We start from the raw sequence: 17,926 nt of genomic DNA, 5'->3' as shown, positions 1-17,926 counted from the left end.
CTATTCACTACTGAATTGACTGTGCCAAATAACCGAAGTTATTTGTATTGGTCACTCAGTTCATTGAAATCTAATTTACTACCGAAGTAGTTAATTTGGATTATCATCAACGAGTGCCCACACAGATTGATAGGTCTATATTGTTAAAGAGCTTGCTTTGCGAGAAGTTTTTCTCTCAAAGCGGAGGTGCATTCTAGCGATTTGGTTGTTAGTGTCAAACACTTTTTTCAACTAATTTTTCGTAGAAGCTTTTTACCTCTCCGACCCTGCTGAAGCCTTATCGCGTCTGCCGTGTCGGTGGATGCGCATTATAGGGAGAAGAATTTCTTTGGCAATAGAAAATATGCATTTTTTCTAAAAAAACATACCAAGTGGACACTTTCCATCCAACCTTAAAATTACCCCAAAATAACACTCAGGATTTCTACATATTACTCACAAAACCCTGTGGATAACTAAGCATCAGTATCGAAGAAGTATGAAATTCGAGAACGAGGATTAAGGTACTCTTTTATCTTTTCCGGTAGTTTAGACGGATGGATTGCGTTTACTATCCTTAAATCCTTCGACGCTAAATCAAGTATTGGGGCTTGGGTTCTCGGTACTGAGGGGTCATAAACCAAAACATTAGGGAATAATAGATTCGAACCATTCACTGAGATAACCAACCCAACCATATTATTGGATAGCTGCACGACGGTACCTGGAGGGAAGACGCCCATAAACTTAATCAGAATATTGAGGTTTTCTTCTTTATATAGATGTTTGCAGTTTTTATAAAGATGAGAGAGTGCGGTATACGGAATCTTTTGTTCTGAAGCTATAGGTGTATGACACAAGTTATCAAACGCATTTGCCACAATAATGACTTGGGCAATCGCGTTTATCTCATCCCCTTGCAATCCCTTAGGATATCCCGAGCCATCTCTTAGCTCATGGTGTTGCTCAATGACTGTCTTTGCCGTTTCAGGAAAGTCCTCTATTTGGTTAGCCAGATCCAAGCCGTACTTGGTATGCAACTTTAAATAGTTCATTTCGGGATCGGTCAGAGGGACTTGTTTTCTTAAAATGGCGGTTGGGATTTTTACTTTCCCCATGTCATGAAATAAAGCGGCAAACGACAACTCTTTCAATTGTGCAGCAGAGTAACCTTTTGCACGTCCGATCATCATGGCAATAACAGCAACGTTCAATGAATGGAAGTAGATATCGTCAAATTCGTTTTTGCTATTCATTAAATGCAGCGTGACATTGTCGTCACACATTAGCTTATCAACAATATCTTCAGTTAACTGCTTTGCTTCTGTAACCGCTGCCTCCGGGCGATTACGGATCTTCATCATTACAGACCGCATGCGCGCAAGAGAGCGCTCAAACTCTTTTTCACATTGGATCACTCTGCGTCGGTAAGCACTCAGCTTTTCTATACGTTTCTGCTTCTCTTGCCATAGCTTTTGAGTTTCTAGATCTAACAACTCCTCATTCTTGCTCCTATCCACTCGATCTTGGTTGACTGGTAATGGTAATGCATCACTCTGCTCCGGATTAAAGTACACGAACTTCATACCGAGGTGACGAATCATCTCAACCTGCTCCTGATCTTTAATTTTAAAACTATTGAGTAAGAATGGGTGATCGTTCCATTTCAACGGTAGACGGATATGTAACCCGGGCTGAATGCGATCGACGGTAAGTTTAATTGCTGCCACAGCTCACTACTAATTGAATTCTAAAAACAAACTCTGAATAGTAATCAATATAAGTAACAAGTTCATCAATAAAAGATAGAAACTACGAGGCAAATATCGTCTAGAAGCTATGTCTATTTCTTTTATAGGTGCCTATTGCTCTTTATAAAATGGCACGAAGAACAAATGGGAATAGCAATAAATGAGGCGCTCAGTCACAAATAAGCAGCAGATTCATTAGAAACCGGGCGCTTCCATTGTTGTTCCGATTAAGCTAAGCATAATTGAATGGGATTTACTTTCTTACATTAACCAGGAGCCAGCAAATGAAAGTTCTCGTTACAGGGGCCAGCAGCGGTATAGGATTTGAGCTAGTAAAACAGCTATGTGCCGATGATCATGATGTTTTTGCTACAGGCAGAAATAAAAGCAAGTTAATAGAACTCCATCAACTGACAGGTTGTAGGTTTGCCCCTTATGACCTTGCTGAGTCACAACAAGTGATCGAGATGTTCAAACAAGCCACTGATGAGCTCGGAGGACTGGATGTCCTTATCAACAACGCAGGAATGAGCACTCGTAAGTGCGCTATTGATGAATTCTCATTAGAGGAATTTGAACAGCAATACGCGATCAACTTAAGAGCACCAGCAATTCTATGTAGAGAAGCTCTTTCACTGATGAAAGAGCAGAAGTCGGGATACATCATTAATGTCACCAGCACTGTTGCTAAGCGAGCAAGTGAAACGATGGCGGTTTACACAACGATGAAACAAGGGCTATCCGGCTTTACTGGCGTGTTAATGAAAGAAGCTCAACCTCATGGCATTAAAGTCACCAACTTATTCCCTGGCGGCACCGATACCAACTTTCGGGAAGCCAGTCGACCTCAGTACATGCAGCCAGAAAGTGTCGCTAGCACTATATTAGGGTTATTAAAGCTTCCTGACGATGTAGTGGTTCATGAAATGGTGTTTAGACCACCAGTAGAGCTTGAGTAGCTCAACCAGTAAGATAATACTTCTGGGATTAAAGTATTACGGTGTTTAGGTATCAAGGTAAATGCCTCACGAGGTATCCGCCTCAGTTGGGAGCTTACCTTGATACTTGCTCGACACTTCAACCTATAGGCTATTAGTCGCAGCTTTCGCTTTACGAGCCTTTTTGCTTGTCCAGTACCCTGCCAATAGAGAACCTGAAATATTGTGCCAAACCGAGAATATTGTGCCGGCGATTGCCGATGCAGGAGAGAAGAACTTCATTGCAAGTGCGGTTGCCAAACCTGAGTTCTGTAATCCCACTTCAAATGCAATTGTCCGACAAGTCGATTCATTAAAGCCAAACAGGCGACAGCAGTAATAGCCAGCAGTCAAACCTAGACCATTGTGTAAAATGACCGCCAGTGCCACCAATGGACCAATGGTATTTAAGTTGTCAGCATTTAAGGCGACGACAATAGCAATAATAAGTACGATGGCTAACATTGAAATTAGCGGCAAGATTGCATTGACCTTAGCCACTGCTTTCGGAATAAAGGTATTGATAATGACGCCAATCGAGACTGGAAGTAATACGATCTTCACTAAACTCATCAACATCCCAGAAACTGGCACATCAACACTTTGACCAACCAACCCTTCGACAAGCAGTGGTGTTAGTACCACTCCTAATAATGTAGATATAGCCGTCATTGAAATAGAGAGGGCAACATCGCCTTTGGCTAGGAATACCATTACGTTAGATGATGTTCCACCAGCAACACTACCAACAAGCACCATACCGACAGTAAGTTCCGTGCTAAACCCTAATAAGAAGCTGATGAATAGAGCGGCAAGAGGCATAATTAAAAACTGAAGAAATACGCCAATACCCACCGCTTTTTTATGCTTGAGAACATTAAGGAAATCGCCAGGTGACAAACTAATTCCCATGGCAAGCATGATAATAGTGAGCAAAGGGACGATTTGAGATTTTAAATCGACAAAGAGACTCGGTGAAAAGTAAGCCGTTAAGGCAAATATAACCGCCCAAAGGGGGAACAGCTGGGTTAATCTCCCTATCATTTTAATAATCCTTATCTTTGAATTGTGAAGTTAGCACCGCGATTATCGTTTGCTTTAGGTAACAAGGTTGATGGTGCAAAAATGTAGTAATTAAGACGGGGATCTTTTCACATCTCTCACTATCAAAAAAGGCAACCATACAAATACGGTTTGATATTTCATTATAAAGCTTGGAGAGTTGAGCATTGCACCAAACCAGTGAGACCCACCAGTATAAAGTGACCACACCTCCCCCAAATAATAGTGAATAAGACTATTAATATCGTCTATAACCTGGCTTAGCTGGGCTTACATCCAAGCCGCTACGCTGTATTTGAATTCACAAACACCAGAAACAACAAAGCCCCGACTTACGTCGAGGCTCTGTCTTAAAATATGTTACCGGTGGGCGGACTGATTGGATGGGCATTCCTGCCGCCACCGCCGCGGAGGCAACGCTAGGAACGTCAAATTCAATATTCAAACGCCTAAAACGACGAAAGGCCGCTATAAAAGCGACCTTTCTATGTATGGTACCGGTGGGCGACTTGACTGGGCTTGCATCCAAGCCGCCACGCTGGATTTGAATTCACAAACATCAGAAACAACAAAGCCCCGACTTACGTCGAGGCTCTGTCTTAAAATATGGTACCGGTGGGCGGACTTGAACCGCCACGCCCGAAGGCAACGGATTTTGAATCCGTCGTGTATACCAATTTCACCACACCGGCATCTCTGGGCTATTGCCCTTTGATGTTTGGCATTATACGGAAGCTTTTGACCTGCGCAAGCAGAAAAACCTTTAATAACTATCGTTTGCTGATAATTTCGCCACAAACTGTGACAAAGGAGAGTTAGTGCTATTCTCTTCAATGGCTATCACACTATTACTGGCACAAACGTCACGTCCACTGTCTATTCAATCTACAAACGATTCACAGTGATATCAGAAACATAACCGTTACCGATGCTCGACACCGCATCATGAATCATTTGGGCCGCATCTTCTGCTTGCATAAAACTGCTGAGATCTAATGACTTGCCACTGGTTTCCCAAAATTCCGTCGCCATCCCTCCAGGATAAACCGCAATAATTTTCATCGGTTTGCCCTTTAGTTCTAAACGAACAGACTCTATCAGACCTTTTACCGCCCACTTAACTGCACAGTATGTGGACTCCTGAGCTTTGGGCTGCTGTGCGGCAGTCGACATGATCACTACCACATTGACTGGATGTTGTTTGTATCGCTTAACCAACTCTCGCAATACATTAATAGCAGAATTAAGGTTGTTGTTGATTAACTTTTGAACCTGTTCTGGCTCCTGGTCTTCCAACAGCCCAAAATAACCACTTCCTGCACTATGAATCACGGTTTGGGGAGGCTGCTCCAATTGTTCAAATAATTGTTCTACATCCTTATAAGATGCGAGATCACAAGATTGGTAACCCATGTTGTTAGACAAGCTCTCTGTGATTGCAGAAAGTTTACTGTCGCTTCTTCCTGTTAGGTAAGTGCGTCTACCTTCTGCATCGTAGAGTTTGGCCAACGCTGAACCCAACCCGCTGCTTGCGCCTGTAATTAGAATCATTTTCCACCTCTTTGCTTCACATGCTGTCTGCACGTTTGAAAGTACCCTTAACTTCGTACCTTTATCATTATCACTAATCAAACACTAACCAGACTTCAGAAAATTTATTCTATGCTTTAGTAATAGTAACGTTTTGAATTATCTAACCACTTTCGAGTTAGTCGCTGAAGGAATACAAGGATGACAGGATCTAAATGGCAGTGGTTATTAAAACAGATGACACGCAAATTGTGGGTTCGGACGTCTCTTTTCGCCTTGCTTGCGGTCGGTACTGCTCTGATATCTATTGTGTTAAACGAATTCGTCGTACTGCCTCCCACGATCAATGTCAGCAGTGAGCTACTGAATAACATACTCAATATTCTTGCCACCTCAATGTTGGCGGTAACCACCTTCTCACTCAATGTCATGGTCTCAGCCTACAGTGCAGCCAGCGCAGGTGTGACACCAAGAGCCACTAAGTTATTGATGGAAGACAGCACAACGCAGAATGCACTCTCTACTTTTCTGGGTTCTTTCTTGTTTAGTCTGGTCGGGATTATCGCCCTTGGTATCGGAGCCTATCACGAACAGGCACGTATCTATTTGTTTATCGTGACTATGCTTGTCATCGTCATGATCATACTCACCCTACTACGCTGGATTCAGCACCTATCTGTTCTTGGAAGAGTTGCTGAAACAACGTCAAAAGTCGAACAAGCCCTGTTAAGTGCGATTCGTAAACGTGGTGACGAGCCCTGGCTTGGCGCTCATCCCTGGAGTCACCCGGAGTATAAACCGAGAGGGAGTAAGCCGATCTTCAGTCAGGAAATTGGTTACTTACAACATATCGACATGCACCACCTGGATAACCTTGCCGAAGAGAACCAATGCACCATTTACATAGAACGCCAGCCAGGTAACTTTGTTTACTCAGGACAACCCATCGCTTGGTTATGTGGCGAACTAGAAGAGGAAAGCGAAGTTAGCGCAGCTTTCACAATTCGAACTGAGCGTTCCTTCGACCAAGACCCTCGTTTTGGCTTGGTCGTAATGGCGGAAATAGCTTCAAGAGCGTTGTCTCCTGCGGTCAATGATAACGGCACCGCCATTGATGTACTCGGACGCTCTATAAGGGCACTTTCACTTTGGGGAGATCTACTAAAGCAAAGACCAATAAAAACGCGCTTTCCTCGCTTGTTTGTTCCCTCATTAAGCTGCCAGGATCTGTTTGATGATATCTTTTTACCGATAGCACATGATGGCGCAGCCCAACTCCAAGTTCAGATTCGCTTGCAAAAGTCATTGTTGGCGATATCGAGCATACACCCCAAACTCTTCGCCTCTCCAGCTAAAAAACTGTCAGAAAAAGCATTAGAACTCGCGCTGTCTCAACACTATACCGAAGATGAAAAACACCAACTCTCGCAGCTTTCTCATCAGGTAACAGACCCAAAATTTCATGTCTGAAAGCCAACTCCAAACCACCGTTTTTTGAATAGAACGCCCAGGAATTCTGTTTGTTTTCATCCTTATCAACGCTAAAGACGACTATAAACAGAGAGGATTTCGCCATAATTAGAGAGTCTGTGCGTTGGCTCTCTTTTCACATGGGAAGGGAATCTATATTCTGACGCACAATTTGTTAAGGTAAGTGATGGAATTATGACGACTTCTACAACTCTCCCAACGGCCGGGCTCTTTCGCCGATTAGCGGCTTTGGTCTATGACTCGTTGATTGTCATTGCTATAGAAATGATGGCAGCGGGTGTGGTTATGGCTATCATCTTTGCGCTCAATGCAGCAGGGCTTTTGAGCTATGGGGAATATGTGGATGCAGCAGATATGGTATCGAAGCACCCTGTAATTAGCCCTATCTTTACGCTTTACCTGGCTGTCGTTTGGATCTATTTCTTTGTTTTCTTTTGGACTCGAGCTGGCCAAACGCTGGGTATGCGAGCGTGGAAACTGCAGGTGCGTAACGCGGCAGACGGTGCGCCAATCACTGTCACTCAGGCACTGATTCGTCTGGCGACATCAGGCTTTGGTCTAGCCAATTTGACCGTGCCGATTGATCCGAAGAAACGAGGCTTTCACGATATGTGGGCAAAAACTCAAGTCGTTGTGTTACCTAAAGCGAAATAAACAACGCTCGGGATACATAGACAGTGAGAACAAAAAAAGGAAGGCATTTGCCTTCCTTCGTTATCTTTATAGTTTTCTTCTCAGCAGCGATACTGCGATAGCGAGGAACACCAAACTTGGTGCCAGTGCGCCAAACACGGGCGGTATGCCATATACCAGCGTCAACGGTCCGAAAAATTCACTGGAGATATAGAACGTAAAGCCCGCAACGACCCCAGACAACACCCTTGCTCCCATCGTCACGCTACGCAGAGGACCAAATACAAATGACAAGGCCATCAACATCATGACCGCTATAGATAGTGGCTGAGTCAGTTTACGCCAGAACGCAAGCTCGTAACGTGAAGCATCTTGCTCTGATGCTTTCAAGTACGTCACGTAATCGTACAAGCCGCTAAGAGAGAGCTCTTCTGGTTTCACCGTCACGACAGCAAGCTTGTCTGGTGCCAGTGACGTTTGCCATTCCATTTGCTCGACACTTTGCTTGGATATGACAGTCTCACCCTGCATATCGGTGATTTGCACGTCTTTCATGACCCAGTTGTTGTCTTGCTCATAATCCACTTCTTCAGCAAAGATCACTTTCTGCAGATTCTTATCATCATCGAAGCGCCACATATTAAGCGCATACAGTTTGTCGTCTTCGACTTTGCCGATAAAGATAAAATCATTCGCATCACGGGCCCAAACCCCAGCCCGAACAGAAACAATACTACCGCCAGATACCGCAAAGGAACGTAAGTCACGCGCCATCTTTTGTGCTTCTGGTGCGCCCCACTGACCTAGCGTCATGACAATTAGCATAAGAGGTACAGCGGTCTTCAATACTGATAAGCCGATATCCAGTTTGGAAAAGCCTGCAGCCTGCATAACCACCAGCTCAGAGCTTGATGCCAGCATTCCTAAACCGATCAATGCCCCCAACAGTGCCGCCATGGGGAAAAACATTTCAATATCACGAGGAATGCTCAGCAGCACAAAGTAAAGTGCATGCATTAGGTCATACACACCCCGACCGACTTTACGTAACTGTTCGACGTATTTGATGATGCCAGATAAGCCAACAAAAGTGGCCAAAACCAAGGCGGTGGTCGAAATGATGGTTCTACCGATATAAAGGTCTAAGATTTTGAACACAGCTTACGCTAGCCTCTTCTTGCGGAATTTTTCTTTGATACGTCGCGCTGGAACGCTGTCCATCATGTTGGCCAAAATAGCGACGAGCAACAACATCGCATTAATCGGCCACATTCCGACGGTCGTCGGTATTGAGCCATCTTCCAGTGCAGATTTCGTCGCACTGATCGCCAGGAAGTAAGCCAAGTAAATCAGAATCGCCGGGCCCATTTTTGCGAATCGTCCCTGACGTGGGTTAACCGCAGACAACGGAATAACTAACATCGTCAGTAATGGAATACATACAAACAGTGAAATTCGCCATTGCAGTTCCGCTTGCGCTTCAGGATCCGGATGACCAATCAAATCAGCAGTGGGATAAGCTTCCCAATCTCTGCCTTTCTTTTTCACTTCACGCTGACCAATCACCCCTTCGTACTCATCGAACTTGGTGATCATGTACTCTACGCGAGTAGGAACGCCTTCATAGCGTGTTCCTTCTTTCATGGTAATGATCTGTCGACCATCCGACAGTTCTTTCACTTCACCAGAAGAAGAAAACATCACGCTAGGCAATACCGAGTCTCGAGGACGCATCTGAGCGACAAACACATTACTCAGCGTGTTGTCATTAATGTCATCAATGAACACCACAGAAGAGCCATCTGGCGTGCCTTGAAACTGACCTTTCTGCAGAAGATCGACACTATTCTCAGCCGCAACCTGTTCGTACAGCTGCTCCACTCGGTCTTGAGACCAGGGTGACAACCATAGAGCGTTAAATGCCGCTACCCCAGCCGTGATCAGTGCCAAGTAAAGTGCCGCTTGCACCAAAAACTTGTTACCGATCCCCGTCGCATTCATAACGACAATTTCACTCTCCGCATACAAACGGCCAAAAGTGATCAATATGCCGATATACAAACTCAACGGCAGCATTAATAAACCCATTGCTGGCATGTTCAAACCAACAATTGAGAAGATTAATCCAGCAGGAATATCCCCGTCAGAAGCGTCTGCGAGAACACTAATGAATTTTTGGCTCAGAAACACCAAAAAAAGTACGAAAAAGATCGCAAATTGACTCTTGAGTGTTTCGCGGATCAAATATCTAACAATAATCACGCTGAAATTACCTATACAAAACTTGTTTTTTTGGTCGAATCACTATAGTTTCCCGTTGAACCATTTATTTTTTGAAAAATTATAAACTAAATGTTAGTCGCTTAATTAGCTCTGCATGTAAGCCTGGAGCTAAAATTCAACAAGTAAGCGATCATTATCTAACATTTAGAGCAATTTGTCTTCAGGATGTAGGAGTACGCATGGAGTTCAGTGTAAAAAGTGGCAGTCCAGAGAAACAACGTAGCGCATGTATCGTTGTTGGTGTGTTTGAACCACGTCGCCTTTCTCCAGTAGCCGAACAACTTGATAAAATCAGTGACGGTTACATTAGTTCACTACTTCGCCGTGGTGACCTAGAGGGTAAGCCTGGTCAGATGCTGCTACTGCATCAAGTACCGGGAGTATTGTCAGAGCGCGTTTTACTTGTCGGTTGCGGTAAAGAACGTGAGCTTGGCGAGCGCCAGTACAAGGAAATCATTCAAAAGACGATCAGCACACTTAACGAAACCGGTTCGATGGAAGCGGTGTGTTTCCTGACTGAACTGCACGTTAAAGGCCGCGATACTTACTGGAAAGTTCGTCAGGCTGTTGAAGCGACTAAAGATGGTCTGTACACATTTAATCAATTCAAGAGCGTTAAACCTGAAACTCGCCGCCCACTGCGCAAGCTTGTTTTCAACGTACCAACGCGCCGTGAACTAAACCTAGGTGAAAAAGCAATCACTCATGGTTTGGCTGTTGCTTCTGGTGTGAAAGCATCAAAAGATCTTGGCAACATGCCACCAAACGTAGCAAACCCAGCATACCTTGCTTCACAAGCTCGTCGTCTAGCCGATGATTACGAAACCGTGACCACCAAAATTATTGGTGAGCAAGAGATGGAAAAACTGGGCATGACATCATACCTGGCCGTCGGTCGCGGTTCTAAGAACGAATCGATGATGTCTATCATCGAGTACAAGGGTAACCCTGACTCTGATGCAAAACCGATCGTGCTGGTTGGTAAAGGCCTAACGTTCGATTCAGGCGGTATCTCACTAAAACCTGGTGAAGGTATGGATGAGATGAAGTACGACATGTGTGGTGCTGCGTCTGTCTTCGGTACAATGAAAGCATTAGCGAAGCTAAACCTGCCAATTAACGTGATTGGTGTTCTGGCTGGCTGTGAAAACATGCCAGGAAGCAATGCATACCGTCCAGGTGATATTTTAACCACTATGTCTGGTCAAACTGTTGAAGTACTTAATACTGACGCAGAAGGCCGTTTGGTATTGTGTGACGCACTAACATATGTGGAGCGTTTCGAACCAGATTGTGTCGTAGACGTTGCAACCCTAACAGGTGCTTGTGTTATCGCTCTGGGTCACCACATCAGTGGTGTGATTTCGAACCATAACCCGCTATCTCACGAGCTGGTTAATGCTTCTGAGCAAGCAAGTGACCGCGCTTGGCGTCTACCAATGGCAGACGAGTACCACGAGCAGTTGAAGAGCCCGTTTGCTGACATGCAAAACATCGGTGGCCGTCCTGCTGGTACTATCACTGCAGGTTGTTTCTTGTCAAAATTTGCCAAGAAGTACAACTGGGCACACTTAGACATCGCGGGTACTGCTTGGAAATCAGGTGCAGCGAAAGGCTCAACAGGCCGTCCTGTCTCGATGCTCGTCCAATTCCTTTTGAACCGCAGCGGCCAAGAGACAGAAGAATAATTTCTGAACAACATCGAAAAGGGCCGCAAGGCCCTTTTTTATTATCGCCCTATTCTTTATAACAAGAGTGGTTTAGGTGAGATCAGAACCAAGCGAGAGAAACGATGCAAACCGCGACTTTCTACATCATTAAAGAAGATAGCCCCCAAGCGCAGTCCAATGGCTTTGAGCAGTACGTCGTCTTTTTAGCTCAGCACTTTGCCCGTCAAGGCGCTAAAGTATATCTGAACTGTCACGACAAAGCGCATGCCGAACAGCTAGCGGAAAACTTCTGGCAAATTGATCCAGATAAGTTCATGGCACATAATCTCGTAGGTGAGGGCCCTAAATACGCTACCAATATTGAAATTGGCCACAATGGTGTAAAACCATCCTGGAACCGTCAACTAGTAATTAATTTGGCGGAAAATGAGACAACCTTTGCGAACAAGTTTGCTCAAGTGGTAGACTTCGTGCCCTGCGAAGAAAAAGCTAAACAGCTCGCAAGAGAAAGATATAAAATTTACCGACAAGCAGGTTACCAACTGCAGACGATCGAAATTCAGTATCCTTAACGGTCAATCCTTATAGTTAAGCTCTCTTCGATAAGAGAACTCACTTATAGCGATAGACTTAAATTAACCATCAAAGTATCCATTTAAGAGCACTATGGAAAAGACATACAACCCAACATCAATCGAACAAGATCTGTATAAGACTTGGGAAGAAAAAGGCTACTTTAAGCCTCACGGTGACACATCAAAAGACGCATACAGCATCATGATCCCGCCACCGAACGTCACTGGTAGCCTTCATATGGGTCACGCATTCCAAGACACCATTATGGATACCTTGATTCGTTGCCAACGTATGAAAGGCAACAACACACTTTGGCAAGTGGGTACCGACCACGCAGGCATCGCAACGCAAATGGTTGTTGAGCGCAAGATCGCCGCAGAAGAAGAAAAAACCAAGCACGATTACGGCCGTGAAGCATTCATCGATAAAATTTGGGAATGGAAAAACGAGTCTGGTGGCACAATCACCAAGCAGCTTCGTCGCTTAGGTGCATCGGTAGACTGGGATCGTGAACGTTTCACTATGGATGACGGTTTCTACAAAGCGGTTCAAGAAGTGTTCGTTCGTCTGTACAAAGATGACCTGATTTACCGTGGTAAACGTCTGGTTAACTGGGATCCAAAACTGCACACAGCAATTTCAGATCTTGAAGTTGAAAATAAAGATGTTAAAGGCAACATGTGGCACTTCCGCTACCCGCTTGCAGATGGTGCGAAAACGGCTGAAGGCAAAGACTACATTGTTGTTGCAACGACTCGTCCAGAAACCATGCTGGGTGATACTGGTGTTGCAGTAAACCCAGAAGATCCTCGTTATAAAGATCTTATCGGTAAAGAGATCGTTCTTCCTATCGTGAATCGTCGCATCCCAATTGTTGGTGACGAGCACGCTGATATGGAGAAAGGTACAGGCTGTGTGAAAATCACCCCTGCACACGACTTCAATGACTACGAAGTAGGTAAACGCCACCAGCTACCTATGATCAACATTTTCACCTTTGATGCTAACGTGCGTGACGCGGCAGAAGTATTCAACTCAAACGGTGAAGCGAGCGAAGCTTACAGCACAGAACTTCCAGCTAAATACCAGGGTATGGAACGTTTTGCTGCACGCAAAGCTATCGTGGCTGAATTTGAAGAGCTTGGCCTGTTAGACGAAATCAAAGACCACGATTTAACCGTACCTTACGGTGACCGTGGCGGCGTGGTTATCGAACCAATGCTGACTGACCAATGGTACGTACGCGCAGGTATTCTTGCAGAGCCAGCAGTGAAAGCGGTTGAAGATGGTGACATCCAGTTCGTTCCTAAGCAATACGAAAACATGTACTTCTCTTGGATGCGTGACATTCAGGACTGGTGTATCTCTCGTCAGCTATGGTGGGGTCACCGCATCCCAGCCTGGTACGATTCTGAAGGCAATGTCTATGTTGGTCGTAACGAAGAAGAAGTTCGTGCCGACAACAACATTCCGGCTGATGTAGCACTAAGCCAGGACGAAGACGTACTGGATACATGGTTCTCTTCTGCGCTTTGGACATTCGGTACTCTTGGCTGGCCTGAGAAGACTGACGCACTGAAAGTATTCCACCCATCAGAAGTATTGGTGACAGGTTTTGACATCATCTTCTTCTGGGTTGCACGTATGATCATGATGACCATGCACTTCATCAAAGATGAAGACGGCAAACCACAAGTACCATTCAAAACGGTTTACGTTACTGGCCTAATCCGCGACGAAAACGGCGACAAGATGTCGAAGTCGAAAGGTAACGTACTTGACCCTATCGATATGATCGATGGTATTGATCTTGAGTCACTGGTAGCCAAGCGTACCGGTAACATGATGCAACCTAAACTTGCAGCTAAGATCGAGAAAAACACGCGTAAGACCTTCGAAAATGGTATTGAACCATACGGTACTGACGCTCTGCGCTTTACTCTGGCTGCAATGGCATCGACTGGTCGTGATATCAACTGGGATATGAAGCGTCTGGAAGGTTACCGTAATTTCTGTAACAAACTGTGGAACGCAAGCCGTTACGTATTGATGAACACTGAAGAACAGGATTGTGGCTTTGCTGCAGGCGCTGAGCTTGAGTACTCACTAGCGGACAAATGGATCGAATCGCAATTTGAATTAGCAGCAAAAGCATTCAATGAGCATATCGATAACTATCGTCTGGATATGGCAGCGAACACGCTGTACGAGTTCATCTGGAACCAATTCTGTGACTGGTACCTGGAGCTAACGAAACCAGTATTGTGGAAAGGCAGCGAGGCACAACAACGTGCAACTCGCCGTACACTCATCACTGTGTTAGAGAAGACGCTTCGTCTTGCGCACCCAGTATTGCCATACATCACGGAAACTATCTGGCAGAGTGTGAAGCCACTAGTAGAAGGTGTTGAAGGCGAAACGATCATGCTGCAAGCACTCCCTCAATACGATGGTGCAAACTTCCACCAGGAAGCGTTAGATGACATCGAGTGGGTGAAATCATTTATCACGGCTATTCGTAACCTGCGTGCTGAATACGACATCAACCCAGGTAAACCACTTGATGTGATGTTGAAAGCGGCAAGCGAGAAAGACGCATCTCGCCTAGAAGCAAGCAAACAAGTGCTGATGTCTCTGGCTAAACTAGAAGCAGTACGCGTGCTTGAAGCTGGCGAAGAGACACCTGCATGCGCAACAGCACTGGTTGGTAAGTCTGAACTGATGATCCCAATGGCGGGTCTGATCGACAAAGACGCAGAGCTTGCGCGTCTGGATGGCGAAATCAAGAAGACACACGGTGAAATCAAACGTATCGAAGGCAAACTAGGTAACGAAGGCTTTGTAGCGAAAGCACCTGAAGCCGTCGTAGCAAAAGAGCGTGAGAAGCTTGAAGGCTACAAAGAGACGCTAGCGAAGCTAGAAGAGCAAAAAACCACGATTGCAGCTCTTTAATCGCTAATCGTTAAAGCAGAAGCCAAGCGCTTCTCAGCTAAAATCAGAAAGGTTGGTCCTCATGACCAACCTTTTTTCTATCTACCCGTCCTTGAACCTATCCTTTTTTAAAAAGGCTTATTGATAGCTTTCCCCTATAGCATTAATACTCACCATCAATTGGCGACAATGAGAATTATTATCGATAATAAAACCATCGAAACAAACACGATGAGTAATTATCATGAAAAAGACACTAACCTTCGCATCACTGCATTTTACTATCGCATTTAGTGTCGCTTACGTGCTGACTGGCGACATCTTACTTGGTAGTTTAATTGCCATGATCGAGCCATCTGTCAACACGGTCGCTTTCTACTTTCATGAAAAAGCATGGACAAGTATTCCGGCTCTTAAGGCTCGTCAAACTATGACCAAGCTAAAAACCGCAAGCTTTGCGACAGTGCACTTCAGCGTCGCCTTCACTGTGGTTTACTTACTAACTGGTGATGCCTTTATAGGTGGTATCATGGCAATGCTAGAGCCATCATTGAACACGGTGGCGTACTACTTCCACGAGAAAGTATGGTTACGTAAATCCGCAAATCAGACATCGACATCTCACTTTGGTTTGCATCGACATGCCTAACCGCAATATATTGAGCCCTTAAGGGCTCATTTCTTGTAGGCAAAGCATGGAACAAATCGCACACTTCACACTCCGCTCTCTCACACCAGAAGATAACCCAAATATCGCAAGCGTCATTCGTCAGGTCTCTGCAGAATATGGACTCACCGCCGACAAAGGCTATGGTGTAGCAGATCCAACACTCGATGACATGTACTCCGTCTATGACCAGCAAGGCGCCGCTTATTGGGTGATAGAGCACAATGGCAAAATCGTCGGAGGTGGGGGCTTTGCTCCACTGGCTGGAGAACCGAGTGTTTGTGAGTTACAAAAAATGTATTTTCTGCCTCAAACCCGAGGATACGGCCTGGCCAAACGAATTGTGGCGCTCAGCCTGCAGAAGGCGAAAGACTTGGGTTATCGCCAATGCTATTTAGAAACAACAGAGTGCTTAAAAGAAGCCATCGGTTTATATGAGAAGCTGGGTTTTGCGCATTTAGCAGCCCCGCTTGGACAAACAGGGCATGATGCGTGCGAAGTGGTGATGCTCAAATCGCTGTAGTGCGCTAACCTCTAAAGTACTAGGTGGGTAACACAAAGATCCTGACTTAATGCCACGGAAAAATCTTGGCGTTGCCCGTCTAGCTCGACTGATAACTGATAGAGATCGCTTGGATCCGGGTTCTTGAGATCCGCATATTTAGGCGCTTCTATCTGGAACAGCGCACTTGCATGATCCGCGCGTACGTCGATTGGAATATGGTAAGTCATGCCGTTAAATTTGACCGATGCAGAAACTAACCCCGGTGCAAACGTCTGATAATAAAGATCGACCCTAAACTCGCAACCACCACCGTAGTGCCAGATCTGCTCTGTCGCCACACGCTCTAGACGAACATTACGGATAAACTGCAGGTAAGGCTCTTGCCATACACCAATACGCTCATCGCTTTTCTTATATTCATGTTCAGCAAGAGAACACAAATCCAGCTTATCCTCCTCTAGAAGGAGATCTTCTTCTTCCTCTAAGAATAAGATTTCGAAGCGATTGCGTCCCATCTGCATAAATGGGCGAATGTCTTTTTTATAGACGTTTTGGGTACCATCACAATCAAACAGTGCGACCCCATTTAAGCGCACCTCAGCATGGTAATCGACACCACCTAACACCATATCGACCGCAGGGAATGCGAGCATCGACTCATCCACTTCGATATCATGCATGAGGTGCCATTCTTGCTGACGGATTGCTTCTTCTGTCAACGGGTCGGGAAGCACCTGACTTAATGGAGCAGGAAACGTGATGTCATCCTGAGGGATAGATAGGTCCGTAAGTGGAGAGACTTGCCATAAACCGGCGAGTGACTGTTGCATATACACCTTGAGCTGGATCAATTTTTACGCATTATGGTAAAAAAACCACACAAGCTCAATGTGAATTGATTGCATAACTTATGCTTATCATTTTTTAGACAGAAAAAAGCCAGCGAAATACGCTGGCTTTTTCAATCAGGGCGAGACTATTATTCGTCTTCAACATCTTCGTCAGGGTAAAGCGCATCTTCGCCTTCATAATAGGTGCCCCAACCGTCATAAATAATGTCGTACTTTTCAGCAAGGTGGACCAGTTTCTCAACTTGAGCATCAATCGCTTCTGCATCTAGCGCTGATTCCATGGTCGCATCACAACAAAGCAGTTTGTTGCCGTCTTCGTCTTCAGTTTCTTCTGCTTCAAGCACTTCAAAGCCCATCTTAAATGCTTCAACGACCGCTTTTTCTAGCGTTTCGAAATCTTCTGCAAACAGATGGTGCTCAATTTCATAGAGTGAATCTGGATCGCTGCCATCTTCTAACAATGCAGCTATGATATCGCGAGTCTCTTCCTTTTGAATCTCAATTAATTGTTCTACTGATAGATATTCATCTTCGTGAGACATGTTTTGGCTCCAGATTAGTTACTTGGTGGAAACGATCCGGTGAAATATGGCATGGATTGCGATGAAAAGCCACTAACAAACATCAAACCACAGTGATTGTTGTCAATTATTTCTTGATAAATATTACCCCCCCTCTCACAAGGTCACAAAAAGTTAACAAGAAATGCTGTTTTGTAATATTCAGAAGATCCTAATTTGCATAATTACGGCACAAACCTATTCCTATTGCGTGTTTATGGCTCTTTATTGAATACAGCAACGTCTGATATTCTCCGTTCGACGAATAAAGAAAACACAAAAATGCATAATTTAGAATATATATGCACAATTTATGCACTAAGCATGTAATATACTCAAGTCGGACTAAAAGAATAAAAACGCACTTTATTTACAAGCACAAGAATAATACAAAAAACCAATATTTATTAATGAAAAATCATTTAAAAGAACTTTAATTCAAAAACAAACAGATTTGCAA

Annotated in this window: 14 protein-coding genes, 1 tRNA gene and 1 pseudogene; 8 read left to right on the top strand and 8 right to left on the bottom strand. The window is 44.7% G+C overall.

Annotation, left to right across the window (positions count from 1 at the left end; all coding sequences use genetic code 11):
- Positions 1 to 455 precede the first annotated feature (455 nt).
- Complete coding sequence (locus tag RXX31_RS20545) at positions 456 to 1,709, bottom strand: HD-GYP domain-containing protein (protein WP_317591563.1); 1,254 nt, start codon at positions 1,707 to 1,709, stop codon at positions 456 to 458.
- Between the two features lie 305 nt (positions 1,710 to 2,014).
- On the opposite strand from RXX31_RS20545, the gene RXX31_RS20540 reads away from it, so the two are divergent.
- The gene (locus RXX31_RS20540) at positions 2,015 to 2,689 is read left to right on the top strand and encodes an SDR family oxidoreductase (protein WP_317591562.1); all 675 of its coding nucleotides are present in this window, start codon (positions 2,015 to 2,017) and stop codon (positions 2,687 to 2,689) included.
- A gap of 123 nt (positions 2,690 to 2,812) precedes the next feature.
- Here the strand turns inward: RXX31_RS20540 and RXX31_RS20535 are convergent, their stop codons facing one another.
- The 3 genes from RXX31_RS20535 to RXX31_RS20525 form a co-directional block, all read right to left on the bottom strand.
- Positions 2,813 to 3,751 (bottom strand): bile acid:sodium symporter family protein, encoded by a 939-nt coding sequence (locus RXX31_RS20535; protein ID WP_317591561.1) that lies wholly within the window; start codon positions 3,749 to 3,751, stop codon positions 2,813 to 2,815.
- Positions 3,752 to 4,376: 625 nt separating this feature from the next.
- Positions 4,377 to 4,461 (bottom strand) — tRNA-Leu (locus RXX31_RS20530).
- A gap of 193 nt (positions 4,462 to 4,654) precedes the next feature.
- Positions 4,655 to 5,320, bottom strand: a complete 666-nt coding sequence (locus RXX31_RS20525) for an SDR family NAD(P)-dependent oxidoreductase (protein WP_317591560.1) — start codon at positions 5,318 to 5,320, stop codon at positions 4,655 to 4,657.
- A gap of 180 nt (positions 5,321 to 5,500) precedes the next feature.
- On the opposite strand from RXX31_RS20525, the gene RXX31_RS20520 reads away from it, so the two are divergent.
- Together RXX31_RS20520 and RXX31_RS20515 are read left to right on the top strand one after the other, a co-directional pair.
- On the top strand, positions 5,501 to 6,769 hold the full coding sequence (locus RXX31_RS20520) for a DUF2254 domain-containing protein (protein WP_317591559.1): 1,269 nt from the start codon (positions 5,501 to 5,503) through the stop codon (positions 6,767 to 6,769).
- A gap of 195 nt (positions 6,770 to 6,964) precedes the next feature.
- The gene (locus RXX31_RS20515; protein WP_317591558.1) at positions 6,965 to 7,444 is read left to right on the top strand and encodes an RDD family protein; all 480 of its coding nucleotides are present in this window, start codon (positions 6,965 to 6,967) and stop codon (positions 7,442 to 7,444) included.
- A gap of 66 nt (positions 7,445 to 7,510) precedes the next feature.
- Here the strand turns inward: RXX31_RS20515 and lptG are convergent, their stop codons facing one another.
- Both lptG and lptF read right to left on the bottom strand, forming a co-directional pair.
- A complete protein-coding gene (lptG, locus tag RXX31_RS20510; protein ID WP_317591557.1) occupies positions 7,511 to 8,581 on the bottom strand; it encodes an LPS export ABC transporter permease LptG in 1,071 nt (356 codons plus the stop codon).
- Positions 8,582 to 8,584: 3 nt separating this feature from the next.
- Positions 8,585 to 9,685 carry an LPS export ABC transporter permease LptF gene (gene lptF / locus RXX31_RS20505; RefSeq protein ID WP_317591556.1) on the bottom strand — a complete coding sequence of 367 codons (1,101 nt, stop codon included), beginning with the start codon at positions 9,683 to 9,685 and terminating at the stop codon, positions 8,585 to 8,587.
- Between the two features lie 200 nt (positions 9,686 to 9,885).
- Between lptF and pepA the strand changes: the two genes are divergently transcribed.
- The 5 genes and pseudogenes from pepA to RXX31_RS20480 all read left to right on the top strand — a co-directional run.
- Positions 9,886 to 11,394, top strand: a complete 1,509-nt coding sequence (gene pepA / locus RXX31_RS20500) for a leucyl aminopeptidase (protein ID WP_317591555.1) — start codon at positions 9,886 to 9,888, stop codon at positions 11,392 to 11,394.
- Positions 11,395 to 11,498: 104 nt separating this feature from the next.
- Positions 11,499 to 11,948 carry a DNA polymerase III subunit chi gene (locus RXX31_RS20495; protein ID WP_317591554.1) on the top strand — a complete coding sequence of 150 codons (450 nt, stop codon included), beginning with the start codon at positions 11,499 to 11,501 and terminating at the stop codon, positions 11,946 to 11,948.
- A gap of 94 nt (positions 11,949 to 12,042) precedes the next feature.
- Positions 12,043 to 14,904: a valine--tRNA ligase gene (locus RXX31_RS20490; RefSeq protein ID WP_317591553.1), complete on the top strand. Its 2,862-nt coding sequence runs from the start codon at positions 12,043 to 12,045 to the stop codon at positions 14,902 to 14,904.
- Positions 14,905 to 15,127: 223 nt separating this feature from the next.
- Positions 15,128 to 15,532, top strand: a complete 405-nt coding sequence (locus tag RXX31_RS20485) for a DUF2061 domain-containing protein (protein WP_317591552.1) — start codon at positions 15,128 to 15,130, stop codon at positions 15,530 to 15,532.
- 70 nt (positions 15,533 to 15,602) lie between these two features.
- Positions 15,603 to 16,073 (top strand): annotated as a pseudogene (locus tag RXX31_RS20480) (GNAT family N-acetyltransferase); the annotation flags it as partial.
- Positions 16,074 to 16,084: 11 nt separating this feature from the next.
- Here RXX31_RS20480 and RXX31_RS20475 read toward each other — a convergent pair.
- Together RXX31_RS20475 and rraB are read right to left on the bottom strand one after the other, a co-directional pair.
- Positions 16,085 to 16,885, bottom strand: coding sequence for a glycosyl hydrolase 2 galactose-binding domain-containing protein (locus RXX31_RS20475; protein ID WP_317591551.1), 801 nt, complete (start codon positions 16,883 to 16,885; stop codon positions 16,085 to 16,087).
- A gap of 149 nt (positions 16,886 to 17,034) precedes the next feature.
- Positions 17,035 to 17,448, bottom strand: a complete 414-nt coding sequence (gene rraB, locus RXX31_RS20470; RefSeq protein WP_317591550.1) for a ribonuclease E inhibitor RraB — start codon at positions 17,446 to 17,448, stop codon at positions 17,035 to 17,037.
- Positions 17,449 to 17,926: the final 478 nt, after the last annotated feature.

Source organism: Vibrio sp. EA2, assembly GCF_033042495.1.
GTDB lineage: Bacteria > Pseudomonadota > Gammaproteobacteria > Enterobacterales > Vibrionaceae > Vibrio.
Note: the sequence above shows the minus strand (reverse complement) of the source record. Positions and strands in the feature narration are given on the sequence as shown.

Excerpts from the sequence above, each read along its gene's own strand:
- RXX31_RS20540 (WP_317591562.1), top strand. The coding sequence starts at position 2,015 with ATGAAAGTTCTCGTTACAGGGGCCAGCAGCGGTATAGGATTTGAGCTA.
- RXX31_RS20475 (WP_317591551.1), bottom strand. The coding sequence starts at position 16,885 with ATGCAACAGTCACTCGCCGGTTTATGGCAAGTCTCTCCACTTACGGAC.
- RXX31_RS20525 (WP_317591560.1), bottom strand. The coding sequence starts at position 5,320 with ATGATTCTAATTACAGGCGCAAGCAGCGGGTTGGGTTCAGCGTTGGCC.
- pepA (WP_317591555.1), top strand. The coding sequence starts at position 9,886 with ATGGAGTTCAGTGTAAAAAGTGGCAGTCCAGAGAAACAACGTAGCGCA.
- RXX31_RS20520 (WP_317591559.1), top strand. The coding sequence starts at position 5,501 with ATGACAGGATCTAAATGGCAGTGGTTATTAAAACAGATGACACGCAAA.
- RXX31_RS20485 (WP_317591552.1), top strand. The coding sequence starts at position 15,128 with ATGAAAAAGACACTAACCTTCGCATCACTGCATTTTACTATCGCATTT.
- RXX31_RS20535 (WP_317591561.1), bottom strand. The coding sequence starts at position 3,751 with ATGATAGGGAGATTAACCCAGCTGTTCCCCCTTTGGGCGGTTATATTT.
- RXX31_RS20495 (WP_317591554.1), top strand. The coding sequence starts at position 11,499 with ATGCAAACCGCGACTTTCTACATCATTAAAGAAGATAGCCCCCAAGCG.
- RXX31_RS20490 (WP_317591553.1), top strand. The coding sequence starts at position 12,043 with ATGGAAAAGACATACAACCCAACATCAATCGAACAAGATCTGTATAAG.
- RXX31_RS20515 (WP_317591558.1), top strand. The coding sequence starts at position 6,965 with ATGACGACTTCTACAACTCTCCCAACGGCCGGGCTCTTTCGCCGATTA.
- rraB (WP_317591550.1), bottom strand. The coding sequence starts at position 17,448 with ATGTCTCACGAAGATGAATATCTATCAGTAGAACAATTAATTGAGATT.